We start from the raw sequence: 16190 nt of genomic DNA on the forward strand, positions 1-16190 counted from the left end.
CAACGTTTTGGACCGGGAGGGGAAGCCTTTGCTGCATTAACCCAAAAATCGGCACCCCGCATGAGTGCGGAGCGCCGATTGTTCAATTTTCCTGCTTGTTATGATGGTGAAGCGGAGGAGTGATCAGCCATCCTTTTTCTTTTGCCAGACGCATCAAGCGACCGCCTGCAGTTGCACGGTCATGATGGAACTTCATGAAGTGCATGGCGACGTCTTCCCGAGTGCATTGGCCCAAAACCTGGCTGCAGGAGACAAGGCCCTGGCCGGCATTGACGCCAAGCACCGCAGCAATTTCCGGATCCATAAAGCGGGCACCCGCCGGAATTTCCTCTGCTGATGCTTTTCCGCGCGAAGGAAGCGACGGAGGGAGGGTGATCCCATTTTCCTTGAGTATTTTCTCGACTGTCGTGTTTTCCGATTTCATCATCTTGATCTGGTCTTCAATAATGGCGATCAGCTCTTTGTCGCCTGCATGGTTGGCAAAAGCCTCGTACATACTGATCAGGCCATTGTTTGCCGCCACATATCCCCAGATCCCGACAACCTCACCGTAATGCAGCGGCTCATTTTTCGGGTTTCCATTCATAACGCCCATCTTTGTTTCCTCCATTCCTGACTTCTTGGTCAGAAACAGTATGCGGAGACATTGCGGGCTTTATACCAAAAATCTGTCAGCCATATTTCTTCTGGTGCTCGCGCTTCCTTTGCAGGTAGTCGTCGTCCTTTCGGATCCTGTCCCAGTACTCCTTGAAAACCGTCGCCGATTCCGATTTTTCCGGGTCTTCGATTCGTTCGTATTCGCTGCCGTCTTCCCGGTATTTCCGTCCGCCTTGATGATTGGCATATCGGCGGGCGCGCGTGTACCCCATCTGGATGAATTTTCGTGCCATATCCATGCCGACGAAATCATCCGCCTGCCGGTAATTCTCAAACTGACCGTAAATCGTTTCCGCTGATTCCCGCGCAATGTCGGGCGTCCGGAACCGCCAGTTCGGCAAAATCTCGCTTTTATACGGCTCCACGAGCAGGACGCCCTGCTCGCCCCGTCCGACCCGGTACAAATCGGGACGCTCACGGAAATCGATCGAATCAAAGTCAAGCCCATAGTCAAACGCCATTCCGGTCTCCTTCCGGCTCCAGAAAATCCGTCCGCTCGTCCGGCAAGCGCTCTGCCTTCCGTTTTTCCTGGAGCCGGAGTTCTCCGTCGACCATTTTATACACTTTATCCACGTAATCGGTCAGCCGTGTGTCATGTGTGACGACGATCGTGGCGGCATCTTTCTTCACCGCGGCACTTTTCAGCAAACCCATCACTTCAAACGCCCGGTCGGAATCAAGCGACGCGGTTGGCTCATCGGCCAACAGGAGCGACGGGTTGCTGTACAGCGACTTTGCAATGGCGACCCGCTGTCTTTCGCCGCCGGACAAATCGCCCGGATATTTTTTCACGAGTTCCTCAATCCCGAGTTCCTCCAGCAGGCCGTCCCGTTCGTCCGGTGACATATTGCCTTTCTTGACTTTATCCAGCAGACGCAGCTGTTCGGAAACCGTCAGGAACGGAACAAGGTTCGACGCCTGGAGGATGAACCCGACATGCTCAAGACGCACGCGTGACCGCTTTTTTTCATTCAGATCCGTAATGCGTTCTCCCGCGATCCGGACGTCCCCGGCGGTCGGCGTCTGCAGTCCCCCAGCGATTGTCAGCAATGTGGACTTTCCGGAGCCCGACGGTCCGATGATCGCGATCACTTCCCCCCGCGCGACTTCAAGCGTTGTTTCCTTCAAGGCTTGCACTTCCGTCCGGCCGGAGCCGAACGTCTTTGTCACTTCATTCAACTGCAATACATGCTCCGTCATCCCGAAATCGCCTCCAGCGGATCAATTTTCACAATCGTCCAGACCGACACGAGCGCCCCGAGCACGGCGACCGCCACGAGCACCGCTCCGTAGATCGCCATCATGCCGTAATCAAATGTCACCGGAACGGCATTCGGCAAAAACTGCCCGGTGCCGACCGTGAGGACAAAGCCGATCAGGACGCCGATCACGGCCAGGATGAACGTCTGGGCGATGACGGACCAGGCGAGATAACCGCTTGAAATGCCCTGCGCCTTCATGACGCCGAACATGCCGATTTTCTGCACGGTGAGCACATACAGGAAAATCGCGACAACCGCAGCCGAAATGACGAACAGGAAGTAGATCATGAGCGTCAGCGTCAGGCTCTGCTCCGTGTAGCCGGGCAGGTTTTCGATGAATGTTTCGGAGTCGATCCGTTCCAGCTCATCCGGAACCGTTTCACCGGAACCGCCTTTCACGACGATCGCATTGACGGCTTCCTCTCCCTCCCCCATCTGATCGGCGGCCGGGCCGAACCGGACTTTCTGAAAGTCCCCCAAATCCATGTAAAGCACCGGAGCGGCATTGAATCTTGCTGAGTCTGTAAAGCCGGTGATGGTCAATTTTTCGTCTGTGGAAGAGAGGGACAGTTCGTCCCCGACAGAAAACCCTTCATCTTTCAGGTAATCGGAAGCCACCACTTCAAACTCGTCCTGGAACGGCTTTCCTTCCGTCACCTTCGGCATGATGAACTCATCCGGCCGGATTCCAAACAAGGCCACTCCGTTCTTTGCCTCGCCGTTGTCTGCGATCAAATTCAACTCCGCAAGAACGGCCGTTTTATCCCCTTTCACCTCATCCGCCTTTTCGGCCGTCATCATGGACTGGATCAGGCTCTTGTCCGATTCCTCGGTCAGATAAATACTGTCTGCATCCCACTTGTCCACCGCTTCCCGGTTGAGCCCTGCAAGGCCGCTCGCCAAACCCGAAAGGAAAAACACGAGAAATGACACGAGCATCAACACTGCCGTTATGAGGGCGAACCTCAACTTGTTCTGCTTGATCTCCCGCCACGCGAGAAACATGGCCCCACTCTCCTCTTCAATGAACCTCTTTTCTTCATACCCCAATCGAGTCCCGGTTGAATCCGGGATGTTGCAGAAATGTTTCAAGACAGAACTTGCCTGATATGAAATAATGAAACCAACCAAACGAGAGGGGAGATTGACATGGCAGATCTTCAAGGAATGCTTGCCTGGACGTTTTCGCAGGAAGTGCCCGTACCGGATGACATCAGGGAATTGCTCATCGAGGGCGAGGAAGCGCAAGTTGCCTACAAAACCGTCCGGGATGTGGCCGTCGTGACAAACAAGCGGTTCATCATCGCGGACAAGCAAGGCATCACCGGCAAAAAAGTCGAAGTCTACACCATCCCGTTCAATTCAATCAACATGTATTCCACGGAAAATGCCGGCCGCCTCGACCTCAATTCGGAGATTGAACTGTGGACGCGGGCCGGACAGATGAAGATCAATTTCGGCCGCGGCGTGGACGTCCGCAAACTGGACAAGATCATCGCCAATGCCATCCTCTGATCAAAAGGAGTGTTCCGATGAACAAGCAAACCCGCGGGGCCCTGCGCCTCTCGGAAATCGCAGACTCACTCCGCTGTCCCATCTGCGGGAGTCCGGTTTCGGTCGACGGCCGGCCGGCACTCATCTGCACCGAACATCATTCATTCGACATCGCCAAACAGGGGTATGTCAATATGCTGTCCCGCTCTCCGGCTGCCGTCTATTCAAAAGAACTGTTTGAGGCCCGGCGGCGGATCATCACCGGATCCGGCATGTACGCCCCCCTCCACCGGGTCCTCGCCGAAGAGTTGCCGGCCCCATCCGGAGAAGGGGATTGCGTGATCGCCGATCTGGGATCCGGCGAGGGTTCCCACCTGGACCAGGTGCTCCGTCTGGCCGGGACCGGTCTGAAAGGCGTCGGATTGGACATTGCAAAGGAAGGTGTCCGGCTGGCGGCCCGGGACTATGAAGACATAGCCTGGGTGGTCGGGGATCTTGCCGCGTCCCCGTTTGCAGGCGGAAAGACCGATGTGATCCTCAACATCCTCTCGCCCTCCAATTATTCCGAGTTCAAGCGGATGCTCAGGCCGGGAGGCAAACTCATCAAAGTGATCCCCGCAACCGGCTATCTGAAGGAAATCCGCGAAGCGGTCCACGGAGATGATGAGCGGTCCGAGTATTCAAACGAGCAGACAGTTTCTTTGTTCGGCCGTAACTTTCACTGCGTGAAAAAGATCCCGATCCGCCATGAAGCGAAGTTGGAGAGGGCAATGCTGAATGACCTCATTCAAATGACTCCGCTCGGCTGGACAAATGACCGGAACAAGGTGGAACTCTTTCTCGGCCGTGAACTGCCGGCCATCACCGTCGAACTTGATATATTGATCGGCACGGCGAAATAAAACTGAACAAGGGCATCCGGATTCCAAAACAAAGGAAACCGGATGCTTTTTTAATTTCTCAAAAAATAGCTTTACTTCATCAAAAGAGCGGATTATAATAAATTAACTCGAATAAATATACATAAAATCGGAGGGTTTATACATGATCAAAAAATCAAAGCTGTTGGTTTTTGCGTCTCTCGCTTCATTGGCCTTGCTGCTCGCCGCCTGCGGATCAGGCGGAGGTGCAGAAGGCGGTTCTCCGTCTTCGGGCGATTCAAAAGTACTGAAAATGGGCACCTCCGCAGACTTTCCCCCGTTTGAATCCCGCAATGAGAAAGGGGAAGAAATCGGGTTTGACATCGACCTTGCCAAGCATGTCGCCGAGGAACTCGGCTACAAGCTGGAGATCAGTGATATGAAGTTTGACGGACTGATCGGCGCCCTTCAGACCGGCCGTGTGGACATGGTGCTCTCCGGCATGAGTGCGACAGATGAACGGAAAAAGAGTGTGGACTTTTCAACTGAATACAACCGATCCGGCGAGTTTTTCGTCACTGAAAAGGATTCGGACATCCAATCCATCGAGGACCTGAACGGGAAAACGGTCGGTGTCCAGCTCGGCACCATTCAGGAAGACGGTGCCAAGCGGCTGAAAGAAAACGAAGGCCTGGACTTTGAAGTGAAATCGCTCGACAACTCCGTCATGCTCATCCAGGAACTGAAAACCGGCCGGATCGATGCTGCCTACATGGACAAGTCCGTAGCCGTGGGGCATGTGAAAGAACAGGATCTCGGCGGTTTTGACGATCCGACCACAAGCTCCCCCGGCATGGCGATCGCTTTCCCGAAAGGCGGCGATCTCGTGGAGGACGTGAACAAAGTACTCGCCGAAATGGAAAAAGACGGGACACTACAGGAATTGAAGGACAAATGGCTTTCCGACCAGGAGTAACCGATTCGGAAGGGGGTTGCCCGTCATCCGGCAACCCCTTTTGCGTTGATCAAGTTCCGTTGACCGGAACGAAGGAAATGAGTGAAGCCACCCATGAATCTTGATTTTTCTCAAATGACTCCTTATATCCCCTACATGCTTCAAGGCATTTGGGTGACACTGAAATTCGTGTTTGTCGCGCTTCTTGTCGGTGCGCTCCTCGGCACGCTGCTCGCCCTGTTCAAAATCAGCGGACCCGCACCACTGCGAATATTCGCCGTCACGTATACGTCGATCTTCAGGGGAACGCCGCTGATCCTGCAGCTCATGCTGATTTACTTTGCCGTTCCGCAGCTGACCGGATATGACATCACGCCATTTCTGTCGGCGATCACGGCGTTTGGCCTGAACTCGGCCGCCTATATTTCAGAGATTATCCGGGCCGGCATCCAGGCGGTCGACAAAGGACAGGTGGAGGCCGCCCAGGCACTCGGCATTCCGTACCGCTCCATGATGAAAGACATCATTCTCCCGCAGGCATTCAAAAACATCCTGCCCGCCCTTATGAATGAAGTGATCACCCTGACAAAAGAATCGGCCCTCGTCTCAACGATCGGCTACCTGGACCTCATGCGCAGGGCGCAGGTGGTCGGTGCCAGCATGTACCGCCAGTTTGAACCGCTCCTGTTCGTCGGATTGATCTACTGGATCCTCGTCATGATCCTCACGCTCATCGGACGCCAGATTGAAAGGAGGATGAACGCCAGTGATACACGTTGAAGGACTCAGAAAATCTTTTGGTGAACTTGAGGTGCTGAAGGGAATTGCAACGGATGTGGCGTCCGGCGAAGTGGTCGCCGTCATCGGCCCTTCCGGTTCCGGCAAATCGACTTTTCTCCGCTGCCTCAATCTGCTGGAAACGCCGACCGGCGGAACCGTTCAAATCAACGGCACCGAGCTGACGTCCCCAAAGGCCGATGTCCGCGCCGCCAGGCAGGAAATCGGCATGGTGTTCCAGCACTTTCACTTGTTCCCCCACCTCACCGTGCTCGGTAACCTGACGTACGCTCCGGTGAAAGTGAAAAGACTGTCCAAAGCGGCTGCCGAAGAAAAGGCGCTCGGATTGCTGAGTCGCGTCGGCCTCAGCGACAAGGCCGGCGCTTATCCGTCAAGTCTGTCCGGCGGCCAGAAACAGCGTGTCGCAATTGCACGGGCACTTGCCATGGAGCCGAGGCTGATGCTGTTTGATGAGCCGACATCGGCGCTTGATCCCGAGATGGTCAAGGAAGTGCTCGACGTCATGAAAGATCTTGCCAAAAGCGGCATGACGATGATTGTCGTCACCCATGAAATGGGATTCGCACGGGAGGTCGCCGACCGGGTGCTTTTCCTGGATCAGGGTGCACTGATTGAAGAAGGTCCGCCGGAAACGTTTTTCTCTCATCCGAAAACCGGAAGGGCCAAGGATTTTCTGCAGAAAGTATTATGAACGAAAAGGGCTGTCCAAGAGGTGCTGAACGGCCCCGTAAGACAGCAAAAAGCAAGGACGCCGGGAAACTCCTGCAGGATAGCCGGTTGTCCGAGACTCCAGAAGAGCGCAATGCGCCTGCTTAGCCCCGACAGGCATAAGACAGGGCGCAAAACGGAGCCTGCTCCGCGGCGCGCAATGGCTTATGACCCGAGGGGCTGGCGCATGGAGCTTGCCCCGCACGGCTATAAGCCGGAGGAGGCTCGGCGACTGGCCTGCGGAAAGCGACCAGAGTCCTTGCTTTTTGCTTTTTCTGCTGTGGAACTGGCTTTTCGGACAGCCCTTTTCCATCACGGTTCCATGGTCAACACAAGTTTCCCTCGCGCATGCCGGGTCTGTGTTTTCCTGAGTGCCTCCAAGCCCTCTGCGAACGGGTAGATCTGTTCAATCTCCAAATGCAGACGGCCTTCGGCAATGTCGTCCATCATGTCCGACAGTCGGCTGCGGACATCTGCCTGATACGGAAACGGGACCACTCTGACCCCGCCGGCGGACGGAACCTGATCACCCGACACCGGAACGATCCGTCCTCCGTCCCTCACGACCGGCAGACAGTCGTTTGCGGTCCCCGGCTGGATCGCCAGCGCCGCATCCGCTCCGCCTGCACTCCATCCGATGATCTGCCGTTGCCATCCGGGATCCCGGTAATCCACCGTGAAGTCCGCTCCCAGCGATTTCATGTAGGCATGATTTTTTGCAGAAGCGGAACCGGCCACCCGGCAGCCTTCCTTCTTGGCGAGCTGGATGGCCAACGTCCCGATTGCGCCTGATGCACCTGCGATGAACAGTGCCAGACCTGCTCTCAGTTGCAGGGGGCCGAGCGCTTTGAGCACGGTATTGCCGGCGACCGGAACTGCCGCCGCCTCTTCAAACGACATCCGTTCCGGGATCCTCAAAATGAGCGAGTCCTCCGAAACCACCGCATACTCCGCCCACGTTCCGCCTTTTGGCTGCATCATGCTCACAAAGGCGATCCGCTCTCCGGCACGGAAGGCACTCACCCCGTCGCCCGCCCGTTCAACGACGCCCGCCGCTTCAATCCCGATCGGGTACGGATAGTGCATGTCCCGAGGAAGGAAGTAGCCATCGTGGATCCCGACGCCGACCGCCTTCACCCGGACGAGCAATTCATGCTCCCCCGGTTCCGGAATCGGCATTTCCGCAAACCGGAGATCGTCCGGCCGGTCGCTTTCCTTTACGAACGCTTTCATGTTTCTCATGTAAAGCTCTCCTTTATTGAATGCATGTGCAGTGAATGATCGGGCTGCGAGTGAGTCGCGTTCCGATCCCGGATGCGGCAAATTGCTTTCTGTGTCCGTCTTTTTCCCCTGCGGGCGGATCGCTCTCCGGATGTCCAAAAAAGGGAATGCCGCGTGACCGCATACATCCCCTTCTCTTCCATCATACGTCTGCTCTCATGCCCCGATGTTCTTTTTCCGCCTTCCGGTACACACCTTTTGCGACGGCGAGGTCATAGTAGGCGGCACCGACACACTTGAAGAACGTGATTTCCTCTTTGCGTTCCCGGCCCGGAACTTTCCCGGTCACCAGATGGACGAGTTCTCCGTGAAGGTCGTCGAACGACCAGCCGGTTTCGCGGTCCGCGTGGATGAGCTCGCCGGCCTCCTCCATGACGCCGTGCCGGTCGTCTGCCACGATCTTCGAACAGCGGGAGATAAACTCAACATCCACTTCGCGCATATGCGGAAGATAGGAGCCGACCCCGTTCACATGAGTGCCCGGTTGGACGGCCGCCCCGTCAAACACCGGTGTTTCCGAGCGGGTGGCGCAGTTGATGATATCGGCCCGCTTCACTGCTTCATCGACATCCCGGATGATCTCCATCTTCACTTCTTCTCCAATCCGGCCTTCATTCCGCAGCCGCTCGCCGAACGCCTGCGCCTTCGATTCGGTCGGATTGACGAGGAGGATTTCCCGGATCTCCCGCACGGCCAGCACGCCGAGCACCTGCTCATACGCCATGCCCCCGGTGCCGATCACGCAAAGGACGGACGCATCTTTTCCCGCCAGCCGGTCCGTCGCGAGTCCGCTCATCGCGCCTGTCCGCAGACGCGTCAGATAAGAGGCGTTCAGCATGGCCAGGTGCCGCCCGTCGGTCGCGTCGGTCACGAGCACAACGCCCTGTGTTGTCGGGAGGCCATTCGACTGCGGATTTTCCGGGAAGATCGTGACGGTTTTATTCGTCGCAATCCCGTCCGCGAGATCGGCGCACGGCATGTAAAGGACCGAGGCGCTCCGGTCCGGAAACTCGATTACCGTCCGGACCGGGTTTTCCACCTTTCCCGCTGCAAGCGAATCAAGCACCCCCGCCACGTCGCGGATGGCATCGTCCATGCCGTACAGGTCCATAATCTGTTCCTCATTCATCGTAATCAATCCAAAAACCACCTTTTTCTGAGTTTACACGAACTCCTTCTGACGGACCGGTGCTGGGGTGTTTTCTTCCATTGCCGGCTCGTCCAGGTGCTGATCGCGGCGGTCGCGCACCGCCCAGATGGCGATCAGCGACACGACGGCCGTGAAGATGATGTAAAGCGCGACCGGTACATAGGAATTATTGAACTTCAGCAGCAGCGAGGCCGCGATGAGCGGAGCGGTTCCGCCGGCAAGCGCCGCACCGATCTGATAGCCGAGCGAAATGCCCGTGTAGCGGACTTCCGCCGAGAAGATCTCCGAGAACATCGTCCCGAGGACCGCCGTAATCGGCGCCCAGATGATGCCGAGCCCGATGATCGTCGCGACGAACATCATGAGATTGGACCCCTGGTGGAGCATCCAGAAATACGGGAACGCATACAGCGCCATCGCGATCGCCCCGTACACATACAGCGGCTTGCGGCCGACTTTGTCCGACAGCCGGCCCATGATCGGGATCAGGATCGTCGTGATGATCGTGGCAATCATGACCGCCATGAGCACTTCATTGCTTGAATGGCCGACGTTCGTCGTAGCGTATGAAACGACGAACGTTCCGAAAATGTAGAATGGCGCCGTCTCGACGACTTTTGCCCCGACAGCGATGAGCACTTCGCGCCAGTGATACTTGAACGTGTCGACGACCGGCACTTTCGGGATGGTGCCTTTTGCCTGCACTTCCTTGAACGAAGGCGTTTCTTCGATCCCTTTTCGGATCCAGAGGCCGAACAGGACGAGCAGCGCACTCAGCAGGAACGGCACGCGCCAGCCCCAGCTCATGAAAGCGGCTTCAGGAAGGAGCGTCATGATGGACAGTGCGAGCGTTCCGAGCACCATTCCGATGGTGACCCCCATCTGGGGAACGGAACCGAAGAAACCGCGCTTTTCAGGCGGTGCGTATTCCACGGCGAGCAGCATTGCACCGCCCCATTCTCCGCCGATCCCGAGTCCCTGGATGAGCCGTAGGGTGATGAGCAGGATCGGCGCCCAGATGCCGATTGCGTAATAAGTCGGCAGGAGCCCCATGCCGAATGTGGCGATCCCCATCAAACTGAGCGTCAGGACAAGCGTCTTCTTCCGGCCGATCCGGTCGCCGATATGGCTGAAGATCACTCCGCCGAGCGGCCGGATGAAGAACGACAGCGCAAACGACGCATAAGCCAGGATGAGCCCGATCGACGGGTCATCCGCCACAAAGAACATCGTATTGAACACAAGTGCCGCGACGGTTCCGTACAGGAAATAGTCGAACCACTCGATCGAACTGCCGACGAGGCTGGCGATGAGCACGCGCCTCATATCTTTCTTTTCCATTTGGATTTCCCCCAATCCCCAACATGAATTGAAGTGACACTTCAATTATGCTATCATCTTAATACTAGGATCAATATTCTGTCAACTGAATTCAAAGGAAGAATGTAAAATGACGCAAAAACTTGGAGAACAGATCAAGGCCATCCGGAAACAACGGAAGATGACGCTGAAAGAAGTGGCCGGAGCCACCGGCTTCTCCATCAGCTTCCTTTCCCAGCTGGAGCGCGGCGTCTCTTCCGCCACGCTCGAATCACTAAAGAAGATCGCCGTCGCCCTGCGCGTCAGTCCCGGTCACTTTTTCGATGAAGAGCAGACCCCGGGGGAAAACGGCTCTTTTATGTATGAGCGGATCGAATCGTACGGGATTTATTATCAAAACCTGGCGCGCGGACGTGCTGCCCCCGACTTCATGCCGATGCGAGTCAAGCTGAAGCCGGGTGAAAACGGCGGTCAGCCGATCACCCATGCGGGCCAGGAGTTCGTGTATGTACTGGAAGGATGTCTCACTTTGGAAGCGGAAGGCGGGCTGCATGAGCTGAAGCCGGGCGAGTCCCTGTTCTACGATGCCGGAACGCCTCATTACTGGTACAACCGGGGAGAATCCGATGTGACGTTCCTCTGCGTGAGCTCGGACACGGGGACTTGAAAACGGGGCGGATCGCTTGTGCATCCGCCCCGCTCTTATGTTCACAGAATGACCCGAGCCGGAAGCCCATTGCTTTAGCGGTGGGCTTGTCAGTCTTTCCGGTACTGCTTTGCCGCAGGCTCATCCAGCCCGGCCTTCTTCAAATACTCCACCGGTGCCAGGAAGGTGACCGTGACCACGCCCGGATGGCGGCCGATTTCAATCGCCCCGGTGATCGTGGCGCGGTTCATGATCTCCTCGACCGTCACGCCGAATGCGTCCGCCGCACGCTGCATGCCGTTGCCGGTCGCGTCGTTCAGCGTCGGGCCGGTGCCGACAAATGAGACCGGCAGCGACTCTTCCAGCCGCGGGACCTTCCAGCGGGCAGCGACTTTCTCCGCGACAATCCGTTCCGCAGCGGTGATCGGCTTCGCGGTGTAAGGCAGGTCCTCGGCGTTCGGGAACAGCACCGGCCCGGCCAGGCCCGCTTTTTTCAGGACATGGACCCGGAGATGGACGATTCCCGCAACATCCGTTGTGTGCCCGGCTATCTCGCCGTCCCCCTGCATGGCATGCATGTCTCCGAGATAAACGCCGCCGCCCGGCACTTTCACCGGGCAGACGAGCACCGCCCCGGCGCGCACCCGGTTGATGTCCATATGGCCGTCTGTCCGGTGTGTTTCCAGTTCCTCGTCCGTGCAGGCGTATTCGTGCGGCGCCCCGACGAGGAATGAACCGAAATCGCCCGCATTGTGGGAATCCGGCGTCGGTCTGGACGGCGTCGTCCCAAGCTGCCCGAGGAACGGCCTCGTTCTTGCAATGACGCCGACCAGATCATGCGGAGCGAATGTGACGACCGGGTTCTGGACCGAGTTTTCCGGCGTATTCATATACTCGCGGCCGCTCCTTGCCACTTCCTCTGCAGATTCCTTTGTCAGGGTCACACCAACTTCTCCGCCTTCGTCAAAGACCATCGTATAACCGTTGGTGAACTCGAACGGCGTCACATTTTCCCTGCACTCGGCGCACCGGATCGCTTCCTGGCCGATCCCTTCAATGACCGTCTGCGGATAAAGCGTCCCGCAGCCCGGGCATTTCACGGCGACGAACGGATCTCCGAGGAACCGGCCCTCGACCGGCCGATCGTTTCCGGACGCGGTTGCGCGGGAGGTCACTTCGATCGATTTGATCTCGATGACGAGGGCATCTCCGACTTCCGCCCCCTCCACCCATACCGGCTTCGTCACTTCATGTCCGCCTTTTATGCACGGAGTGATCATGGGCCCCCAGCAGCCCGGCGCGGTATGCGCGACAATATGGCCCCCGTCTTTCAGCGGACCGAGCATCGGCTTTTCGGGATCGAGCACCCCGTCGATGAACTCATTGACCAAGAGCAGTTCCTTCGCTTCGCTGACTTTCCTAGCTTCCTGGACCAATCTCCTTCTCCCCTTTCAAATTGTCAGACTACTCCTTCCATCATATCATGTTCCTCCTCCTTTCTCTTAAAAACTCACTTTACACAACGGTTTTTCTCTCCTTTTCTCAGAACCACGGTGATCCCGGTTGACACGAATAACGAAAGCGGAGCGGGTGCCAGTGCACGCCGCTCCGCTTTTTCAAATTCATGGTCTCATCATCCTGAGCATTTCCCGCTTCAGTTGTTCCATCTTCTCCAGCCGGTCCGCCACGACCACTTTCAAGGGCAGCTGATCGGTGAGCGCCTTCAGATAAGAAGCAACCGGCTCTGTCAGGAGAATCTCCCGCGGAAGGACGCCCATCTTGCTGATGGTTTTGGCAAACGCAGGCTGTGCAAGCATTTCCATCTGCGGGGAAGGAATCATGTCATACCCCAGCGCGATTCCCATGCCCGTATCCCCCAAAAGAGAAACAAGCGGGAAAAACGGCCGTTCATCGGGCTTGTCCTGAATGGCCCCCGGCATTCGGAACAGATCGTATTCAACGCTTTGGATTCCGGTCGGCAGTTTCTTCAGGCGCTGCAGGTCGACATCATTGAGCACCAGCGGGATTTCAGGCTGTTCCGGCATTCCGGGAACGTCGATGTACTCCGGCGCCATCTCCCCGTCGTCCGTCTCCATGAAGGCCAGCATCTGTCCGCCTTCCCCGAATTCCGGAACCAGATTGCCGGCTTCCTGGATCTGAACCACCGCGTCGACGGCCAAGAGGATGTTGGCAAGCAGGCCCGCTTCGTCCGGCTCCGGCTTCCAGGGCACATACCCCGGCTCGAAATTGCGGAAGACGGGCCATTGTTTTTTTCCGCGGAACGAGAAGCCGTGGTCTTTGATGAGCTTGTAGTCCCCTTGCTCAAGGTCTCCCCTGTCTTCGAAATACACCGCCACGCCGGTCATGCCGTACATTGTTTCATCATCGGTCAGTTCACCGTTGAACATCTTGCACAAATACGCATAGCCTTCCCAGCCGTAGTAAACGACGACGCCAAACTCCTGTCCGCCGGAACCGAGCACCGACACGAAGACCGGCTCCTCAAGCATCGGATCTTCCACCGCAAACAACTGGTTGCTGTGAAGATGCTCCCACGGCTTGTCCGCCAACGTCTCCTTCGTCCGGGTCAGAAGATCGGTCCATACCCCGCGCACGTATTCCGGCTCCCAGTCCCCGCCAAGCCGGTCCGCCGGATCTTCCGGAAGCGCCGCCAGCCGGTCAATGTCTGCTTTGGACAGTTCCTCTTCTCCGAGAAAGCGGTCAAGTAAAAGGTCGAAATCCGGATCGTCCGTCTCATCTTCTTCTGCACCGAGCCGTTCATTCACCTCTGAGACGAGAATTCCCGGCGGGGGGCTGCCGCTCCCGTCATAAAGCGGCGGAAAGCTGTCCTCATCCGCCGCAATCCCTTCGGCATGTAGGCAGCGCGGGTACAGCTTGCCTTCCTCGGCTTTTTTGATCGCCTTCAGTTCAATCCGGTGCTCCCAGCCGGCTCCGAAATCGTATACGTACAGCGCCTCGTCGCCGGGCTGTTTCAGCCAGCGGACAAGTCCTTCCTTTGCCTCGTCATTTTCCGGGACCGGCAGATCTTCGTATCCTTTTGGCGGGACCGGTCCGATTTGAGCGGAGGAATTCCGGCCGCCCGTCTTTTTCACAAAAAATCCGTGCAGGTGCGAGTTTTCCCACTCATACGCCGCCTGCAACAGATTGTGTAGCCCTTCAAAAGTCGTTTTCTCCGGCTCGATTTCCAGCACTCTGACCACCGGCGGCTCAACGTCCAGCTTCACTTCCAGTTCATAGATCATTCCGTCGCCCCCAAATCTTCTCTCGTGTTGGTTTCATTGTACCGGCCGGGCGGATCCGGCACAACCGGAGGGGCCGGATCAGGGACGCGCAGGGTGCGGCAGACTTTCTTTGTAAGCTTCTTTGGCAGCCTGCACGGCCGGCAGGTCTTCGGTGATCGTCAACCGGATACCGAGTTCCTTCGCCAGCGGACGGATACGACGTGCGGTCGCTTCATTCACGCGCACTTCCGCAGGAATTTCCATCTTGCCGCAGATGAGAAGTTCGTTGAACAGCGGCTGGGCGAGCACATCGGGTGCCGGCCGGGAAAGCAGATTCGCTGCAATCACTTCACCCGTCTGTGCGTCCGCCGCGAACACGGCCAGCGGATGATACATCCGGGGCCAGCTTTTTTCCCGGACCGGAGACGGCCAGTAACTGACGTCAAACTCTACGATCCGGCCGCTCTTCGGCAACTCCTTCACATGCCGGAGTTCGTAATCGTGGACTCTCAGCCCCGGTTCACGGGCCGGCGGTACCGCCGGTTCCGACATCAGCTCCCCTTCCATCTGCCCCGCCTGTACTGCACGGAAGATGATCATGCCTTCGTCTTCCCCGAGACGCGGGAAACTGAACCGGGCGGCCTCCGGCTTGATCAGTGCGAGCAGTGCTTTCAGGGCCTGCTGGAGCCAGTCGAGTTCAATCGGCATCGGCGGATTTTCCACGTAGCCCGGTTCGACGGAACGCAGAACCGGCCAGCCGCCTTCCTTGAATGTGAAGCCGAGGCCCCGCAACATCTGCCGTTCGGGCGCAAACACCTCTTTCCGGTTTTTGAAGTCGGCATAGACACCCGTCATTCCGTACAGTTCTTCTTCTTTCGTCAGGGTGCCGGCCTGCTTTCTTCTCAGGAACCGGTATCCGTCCCAGCCGTTGTAGACGACAAGCCCGAAGTCATCGCCCTCGGAACCGAGCACCTGCACGAACAGCGGCTCCCGCTTTCCTTCAAGCTCTATTCCAAAAATCTGGTTATCGTCGAGAAGCTCCCACGGCCGTTTGTCGTACACTTCCTTCATCAGCCTGATCGCCCTGGATGTCTCCCGCCGGATCCATTTCCTCAGCCTGGTGAATTCCCGTTCAAACACGGCTTCTTCTTCGCTGTCCATCGGCCGGTCTTCCCGGTAGGAACCGGCCCAGAAGCCCGGCCCTTCAAGTTCCGGTATGCCGATGAACTTAATGAGCGACTGATTGATGTCGAGCGATAACTCATCAGGGGCCCGCACGCCGGTCTCGACGAATGCGGGCGGCACAGTCAGCACTTCCGGCAGCTCCCCCTCCGCGCTGCAGCAACTCGGATACACACGATTCAGTTCGAAATCCCAGACTCCCGCCACTTCAATCCTGTGTTCCCAGCCCGTCCCGGTCTTCACCCGGTAAACCGCCGCGTCCCCTTCCCCCCAGAGCCAATCCCGGACCTTCCACCGGGCGGCATCTTCCGGACGGATGACCAGACTTTCCGTTTCCCCGTCGTCCTTCAAGATGCCGAATTCGTACGGATGCCCGCTTTCCCACTCAAATGCCAACTGAAGCACTTCATGCAGCTCCTCAAACGTCCTCTCCCGCTCCAGCCGGATCACCCGGCTTGTTTGCGGCCAATACTCCAGCACCTCCACCTTCAGCTCGACGATCATCCTTTCTCCCCCTGTCCGTCATTTTCCCCATTATATCGACAGGCGCCCGAATAGGACAATCGACCTAAAGAACGAAGGCTGGAAACCCTGTTTCTTTCGGACTAAATGAGGAGAAAGTGATGCCAAAATTG

16 protein-coding genes are annotated in these 16190 nt (G+C 57.2%); 6 read left to right on the top strand and 10 right to left on the bottom strand.

Going from position 1 to position 16190, the window contains the following annotated elements; all coding sequences use genetic code 11:
* Nucleotides 1-82: 82 nt before the first annotated feature.
* From ACFFIY_RS04930 to ACFFIY_RS04945, 4 genes are all read right to left on the bottom strand, one after another.
* On the bottom strand, nucleotides 83-595 hold the full coding sequence (locus ACFFIY_RS04930; protein WP_354195736.1) for a DUF3231 family protein: 513 nt from the start codon (nucleotides 593-595) through the stop codon (nucleotides 83-85).
* A gap of 76 nt (nucleotides 596-671) precedes the next feature.
* Nucleotides 672-1118: a DUF4385 domain-containing protein gene (locus ACFFIY_RS04935; protein ID WP_354195734.1), complete on the bottom strand. Its 447-nt coding sequence runs from the start codon at nucleotides 1116-1118 to the stop codon at nucleotides 672-674.
* Nucleotides 1108-1857, bottom strand: a complete 750-nt coding sequence (locus ACFFIY_RS04940; protein ID WP_354195732.1) for an ABC transporter ATP-binding protein — start codon at nucleotides 1855-1857, stop codon at nucleotides 1108-1110. The genes ACFFIY_RS04935 and ACFFIY_RS04940 overlap by 11 nt, the downstream gene beginning before the upstream one ends.
* Complete coding sequence (locus ACFFIY_RS04945; RefSeq protein ID WP_354195730.1) at nucleotides 1854-2924, bottom strand: ABC transporter permease; 1071 nt, start codon at nucleotides 2922-2924, stop codon at nucleotides 1854-1856. Before ACFFIY_RS04945 ends, ACFFIY_RS04940 begins: the two co-directional genes overlap by 4 nt.
* A 144-nt stretch (nucleotides 2925-3068) precedes the next feature.
* Here ACFFIY_RS04945 and ACFFIY_RS04950 point away from each other — a divergent pair, with 144 nt between their 5' ends.
* The 5 genes from ACFFIY_RS04950 to ACFFIY_RS04970 all read left to right on the top strand — a co-directional run bounded on the left by ACFFIY_RS04950 (nucleotide 3069) and on the right by ACFFIY_RS04970 (nucleotide 6717).
* Nucleotides 3069-3434, top strand: a complete 366-nt coding sequence (locus ACFFIY_RS04950) for a PH domain-containing protein (protein ID WP_354195728.1) — start codon at nucleotides 3069-3071, stop codon at nucleotides 3432-3434.
* Between the two features lie 17 nt (nucleotides 3435-3451).
* On the top strand, nucleotides 3452-4315 hold the full coding sequence (locus ACFFIY_RS04955) for a putative RNA methyltransferase (protein ID WP_354195726.1): 864 nt from the start codon (nucleotides 3452-3454) through the stop codon (nucleotides 4313-4315).
* A gap of 142 nt (nucleotides 4316-4457) precedes the next feature.
* The gene (locus tag ACFFIY_RS04960; RefSeq protein WP_354195724.1) at nucleotides 4458-5249 is read left to right on the top strand and encodes an ABC transporter substrate-binding protein; all 792 of its coding nucleotides are present in this window, start codon (nucleotides 4458-4460) and stop codon (nucleotides 5247-5249) included.
* 93 nt (nucleotides 5250-5342) lie between these two features.
* The gene (locus ACFFIY_RS04965; RefSeq protein WP_354195722.1) at nucleotides 5343-6008 is read left to right on the top strand and encodes an amino acid ABC transporter permease; all 666 of its coding nucleotides are present in this window, start codon (nucleotides 5343-5345) and stop codon (nucleotides 6006-6008) included.
* The gene (locus ACFFIY_RS04970) at nucleotides 5995-6717 is read left to right on the top strand and encodes an amino acid ABC transporter ATP-binding protein (RefSeq protein WP_354195720.1); all 723 of its coding nucleotides are present in this window, start codon (nucleotides 5995-5997) and stop codon (nucleotides 6715-6717) included. Before ACFFIY_RS04965 ends, ACFFIY_RS04970 begins: the two co-directional genes overlap by 14 nt.
* 329 nt (nucleotides 6718-7046) lie before the next feature.
* On the opposite strand, the gene ACFFIY_RS04975 is transcribed toward ACFFIY_RS04970, so the two are convergent.
* The 3 genes from ACFFIY_RS04975 to ACFFIY_RS04985 all read right to left on the bottom strand — a co-directional run bounded on the left by ACFFIY_RS04975 (nucleotide 7047) and on the right by ACFFIY_RS04985 (nucleotide 10506).
* Nucleotides 7047-7976, bottom strand: coding sequence for an NADP-dependent oxidoreductase (locus ACFFIY_RS04975; RefSeq protein ID WP_354195718.1), 930 nt, complete (start codon nucleotides 7974-7976; stop codon nucleotides 7047-7049).
* 181 nt (nucleotides 7977-8157) lie between these two features.
* Entirely contained in the window at nucleotides 8158-9153 is a 996-nt protein-coding gene (locus ACFFIY_RS04980) for an ornithine cyclodeaminase family protein (RefSeq protein WP_354195716.1), read from the bottom strand.
* A gap of 24 nt (nucleotides 9154-9177) precedes the next feature.
* On the bottom strand, nucleotides 9178-10506 hold the full coding sequence (locus ACFFIY_RS04985; protein WP_354195712.1) for an MFS transporter: 1329 nt from the start codon (nucleotides 10504-10506) through the stop codon (nucleotides 9178-9180).
* Between the two features lie 109 nt (nucleotides 10507-10615).
* On the opposite strand from ACFFIY_RS04985, the gene ACFFIY_RS04990 reads away from it, so the two are divergent.
* Nucleotides 10616-11152, top strand: coding sequence for a helix-turn-helix domain-containing protein (locus ACFFIY_RS04990; protein WP_354195710.1), 537 nt, complete (start codon nucleotides 10616-10618; stop codon nucleotides 11150-11152).
* Nucleotides 11153-11241: 89 nt separating this feature from the next.
* Here the strand turns inward: ACFFIY_RS04990 and ACFFIY_RS04995 are convergent, their stop codons facing one another.
* The 3 genes from ACFFIY_RS04995 to ACFFIY_RS05005 form a co-directional block, all read right to left on the bottom strand.
* Complete coding sequence (locus ACFFIY_RS04995) at nucleotides 11242-12567, bottom strand: acetamidase/formamidase family protein (RefSeq protein WP_354195708.1); 1326 nt, start codon at nucleotides 12565-12567, stop codon at nucleotides 11242-11244.
* A gap of 186 nt (nucleotides 12568-12753) precedes the next feature.
* Nucleotides 12754-14394: a plasmid pRiA4b ORF-3 family protein gene (locus tag ACFFIY_RS05000; RefSeq protein WP_354195706.1), complete on the bottom strand. Its 1641-nt coding sequence runs from the start codon at nucleotides 14392-14394 to the stop codon at nucleotides 12754-12756.
* Between the two features lie 78 nt (nucleotides 14395-14472).
* Nucleotides 14473-16059, bottom strand: a complete 1587-nt coding sequence (locus tag ACFFIY_RS05005; protein WP_354195704.1) for a DUF7309 domain-containing protein — start codon at nucleotides 16057-16059, stop codon at nucleotides 14473-14475.
* Between the last annotated feature and the right edge of the window lie 131 nt (nucleotides 16060-16190).

Source organism: Bhargavaea ullalensis, from assembly GCF_042432615.1.
GTDB lineage: Bacteria > Bacillota > Bacilli > Bacillales_A > Planococcaceae > Bhargavaea > Bhargavaea ullalensis.

Excerpts from the sequence above, each read along its gene's own strand:
- ACFFIY_RS04930 (WP_354195736.1), bottom strand. The coding sequence starts at position 595 with ATGGGCGTTATGAATGGAAACCCGAAAAATGAGCCGCTGCATTACGGT.
- ACFFIY_RS05005 (WP_354195704.1), bottom strand. The coding sequence starts at position 16,059 with ATGATCGTCGAGCTGAAGGTGGAGGTGCTGGAGTATTGGCCGCAAACA.
- ACFFIY_RS04950 (WP_354195728.1), top strand. The coding sequence starts at position 3,069 with ATGGCAGATCTTCAAGGAATGCTTGCCTGGACGTTTTCGCAGGAAGTG.
- ACFFIY_RS04975 (WP_354195718.1), bottom strand. The coding sequence starts at position 7,976 with ATGAGAAACATGAAAGCGTTCGTAAAGGAAAGCGACCGGCCGGACGAT.
- ACFFIY_RS04935 (WP_354195734.1), bottom strand. The coding sequence starts at position 1,118 with ATGGCGTTTGACTATGGGCTTGACTTTGATTCGATCGATTTCCGTGAG.
- ACFFIY_RS04955 (WP_354195726.1), top strand. The coding sequence starts at position 3,452 with ATGAACAAGCAAACCCGCGGGGCCCTGCGCCTCTCGGAAATCGCAGAC.
- ACFFIY_RS04960 (WP_354195724.1), top strand. The coding sequence starts at position 4,458 with ATGATCAAAAAATCAAAGCTGTTGGTTTTTGCGTCTCTCGCTTCATTG.
- ACFFIY_RS04945 (WP_354195730.1), bottom strand. The coding sequence starts at position 2,924 with ATGTTTCTCGCGTGGCGGGAGATCAAGCAGAACAAGTTGAGGTTCGCC.
- ACFFIY_RS04940 (WP_354195732.1), bottom strand. The coding sequence starts at position 1,857 with ATGACGGAGCATGTATTGCAGTTGAATGAAGTGACAAAGACGTTCGGC.
- ACFFIY_RS05000 (WP_354195706.1), bottom strand. The coding sequence starts at position 14,394 with ATGATCTATGAACTGGAAGTGAAGCTGGACGTTGAGCCGCCGGTGGTC.
- ACFFIY_RS04985 (WP_354195712.1), bottom strand. The coding sequence starts at position 10,506 with ATGGAAAAGAAAGATATGAGGCGCGTGCTCATCGCCAGCCTCGTCGGC.
- ACFFIY_RS04990 (WP_354195710.1), top strand. The coding sequence starts at position 10,616 with ATGACGCAAAAACTTGGAGAACAGATCAAGGCCATCCGGAAACAACGG.
- ACFFIY_RS04965 (WP_354195722.1), top strand. The coding sequence starts at position 5,343 with ATGAATCTTGATTTTTCTCAAATGACTCCTTATATCCCCTACATGCTT.